Origin of the sequence: Fibrobacter sp. (assembly GCF_045112255.1) — a bacterium.
Classification (GTDB): Bacteria; Fibrobacterota; Fibrobacteria; order Fibrobacterales; family Fibrobacteraceae; genus Fibrobacter.
Window position 1 is genome coordinate 1 of sequence record NZ_JBGUHR010000097.1, and the last position, 1878, is coordinate 1878.

Here is a 1878-nt window from a genome sequence, read left to right on the forward strand (position 1 = left end):
GAACGTTCTCGATATCATCCTGAACAAGCAGGTGAACCTCATCATCAATACGCCGTGGGCAAAGCGCGACGCCATCAAGGACGAAAGCGCTATCCGCAAGGCCGCCATCAAGTACAAGGTTCCCTACATCACGACCCTCGCCGGTGCCTACAACACCGTGAAGGGCATCGCCGCCGCCCGCAACGGTCACGGTGCTGTGAAGTCTCTGCAGGAGTATCACGCTTCTATTGAAGAGGTGTAAGGATTAGGGGAGAGGGGGAGGGATCCCCCTCGCTTCAGCCCCGACCCGCCCTTATAATCACGCCCACTCAAAAGAGTGGGCGTTTGCTATATAACCCGCCCAAGTCGGGTCTTCCGCTACCCCTACTGCGGGTGCTCAGACGCCGCGCCCGTAACGCCCGGGCTTACCCCGCCCACCCGCCCTGAATGCAAAAGGACCTCAGCTTTATTGCTGAGGTCCTTTTATCATACTTGAAAAAGATTATTTCGAAACGAACTTGTTGACGAATTCTTGCGGGGTCATTACAGACAATGCGGAATTGCTGTAATCGGAAGTGTTGCGAGTGACAATACAGTCGAACCGGTGATGTTCTGCAACGGAGTTCTGAACAGCATCTTCAAAATCTTCCCATCCGCTATCGAGAGCCGCCCAAATGTCGACTTCTGATACGGAAGAAACATGAACGATTTGGAGTAGATTGCGGATAAGCTGTTTTGTTAAAGACGGTTTTTTCAATTCCTTTTGTGCGATGTAATAAATATCCGTAATTGCGGAAGCCGAAATGAATTCTTGGATATCGTCTGATGCTGCCTTGAGAACTGCTGCCGATTCGTTCACATGGGCGGTTCTATTCAGCAGAACATCTAGAACAACATTGGTGTCAACCATTATCTGCATACTTTTCGAGTCTCTCTGAACGGTAGTCTTCTAGTGACTTTCCTGTATTGGGAATAGCACCAATAAGCGAATCAACGAGATCCGCTTTTGCACTCTTTTTTTCAGAGGATGCTACGACAGTATATGCGATAACAACCTCCTGCCCCGCTTCTAGCCGAACAGGTGGTTCTAGCACAATCTGCTGCCCATCGAAAAATCCTTTTGCAGTTGCAATCATGACTTTACTCCGATAACGTTCATTCTAAATATACCTTTTTACACGCTCGAAAGGCAACCCCCTTCCAAGTTGGAATAGCCATCTTCCTTTACAATTTACCTCAAAAATGCTGTTTTCGTCACAAAAACACCCTCTTTTGTAAATTTTCTGAGCATTCAGCCGATATTTAAGTTATTTTTAAATTGGACATATTAGAGAGTTTAGCTCTTGTTCTCTAGATGAAATCTGCAAATTTCTAGTACGTGAGGACAAGGCGAACGCTCACGCAGGTATGCCGCTTAGCGGTGTATCTCGGTTTGCTGTACCGACTTTTAAGCCGGTCTTTGGTCGTATGGCCAAAGGGCAACAGCCCTTTCGGGGCGTGGGTCGTTTGCGTTTATCACGTACAGGCATTGCAGAGCCTCATCTAGGTAAACCGCAACGATCTACGCCTTTCTTGTATCCATACAAAATCGGCTCGGTTCATTGAGGTACAACAGGTGCGGACTCCATAGGTGTAATTGAAGGAGACTGTTATGGCGTTTAAAGTAAATCACGATAGAAATCATTCAAAGAACTCAAGTATGAGAAAAATTCTTTCATATTTGATTCTGACATTTACGGCGTTTTTTCTATGCTCTTGTATTGAAGAATATCATGTCGTAAAGAAAAACGGGGATGTTTTTTTTGGGTGTTGATAGGAGGAAAATCACATGAAAATAATTAACTTAGGCATTCTGGCTCACGTTGACGCAGGAAAGACAACATTAACGGAAAGTTTATT

General features: G+C 45.8%; 4 protein-coding genes. 2 read left to right on the forward strand and 2 right to left on the reverse strand.

From position 1 onward, the window contains the following. Positions 1 to 241 (forward strand): hypothetical protein (locus tag ACJMM9_RS12745; protein ID WP_405327606.1); only part of this gene is annotated, 241 nt, incomplete at its 5' end. 240 nt (positions 242 to 481) lie between these two features. On the opposite strand, the gene ACJMM9_RS12750 is transcribed toward ACJMM9_RS12745, so the two are convergent. Together ACJMM9_RS12750 and ACJMM9_RS12755 are read right to left on the reverse strand one after the other, a co-directional pair. Then, complete coding sequence (locus ACJMM9_RS12750; protein ID WP_405327609.1) at positions 482 to 889, reverse strand: PIN domain-containing protein; 408 nt, start codon at positions 887 to 889, stop codon at positions 482 to 484. Continuing rightward, positions 882 to 1115 carry a hypothetical protein gene (locus ACJMM9_RS12755; protein WP_088656635.1) on the reverse strand — a complete coding sequence of 78 codons (234 nt, stop codon included), beginning with the start codon at positions 1113 to 1115 and terminating at the stop codon, positions 882 to 884. Before ACJMM9_RS12755 ends, ACJMM9_RS12750 begins: the two co-directional genes overlap by 8 nt. 692 nt (positions 1116 to 1807) lie before the next feature. On the opposite strand from ACJMM9_RS12755, the gene ACJMM9_RS12760 reads away from it, so the two are divergent. Beyond that, the coding region (locus ACJMM9_RS12760; protein WP_405327613.1) for a GTP-binding protein at positions 1808 to 1878 on the forward strand (71 nt) is incomplete at its 3' end.

Excerpts from the sequence above, each read along its gene's own strand:
- ACJMM9_RS12755 (WP_088656635.1), bottom strand. The coding sequence starts at position 1,115 with ATGATTGCAACTGCAAAAGGATTTTTCGATGGGCAGCAGATTGTGCTA.
- ACJMM9_RS12750 (WP_405327609.1), bottom strand. The coding sequence starts at position 889 with ATGGTTGACACCAATGTTGTTCTAGATGTTCTGCTGAATAGAACCGCC.